This window comes from Streptomyces doebereineriae (assembly GCF_031845645.1).
Classification (GTDB): Bacteria; Actinomycetota; Actinomycetes; order Streptomycetales; family Streptomycetaceae; genus Streptomyces; species Streptomyces canus.
Window position 1 is genome coordinate 1 of the sequence record NZ_JAVREZ010000497.1, and the last position, 410, is coordinate 410.

At 71.2% G+C, this 410-nt stretch carries 1 pseudogene; it reads right to left on the minus strand.

What is annotated here, in order from left to right:
* A pseudogene (locus tag RNB18_RS52945) lies at nucleotides 1-341 on the minus strand (hypothetical protein); the annotation flags it as partial.
* Nucleotides 342-410: the final 69 nt, after the last annotated feature.

The window sequence follows — 410 nt, forward strand, 5'->3', positions numbered from 1 at the left end:
TTGAAATAGCGCGCCTCGACCGACTTGGGGCCGCCCTGCTGCTCGGCCATCGTGCCGCCGGTGTATGTGATGGTGAGCGAGCCCGTGAGGCCGTCCGCCCAGCTGATGGCCCCCGTCTGCTTCATCGAGACGGCGTCGCCCATCTTCGTGGTGCCCTCGACGCGGGCCGACTGCGCGGTGCCGGACTTCTTCTGGATCTGCTGGAGCGCCGCGAGATGGTTCGCCCCGGCCGCGCCCGCGGCTTTCGGCTTGCTCTCCGTACCGGAGCCGCTGTTGCCGCCCCCGCCGCCGCTGCAGGCCGCCACCGACATCAGGGCCACCACCGCGGCCCCCGTACCCACGCGCCGTATCGTGCTCGTCCTCATCGGACCGGTCCACCCCTCGTTGTTGTCCTGCCGTACCCGCCCCAC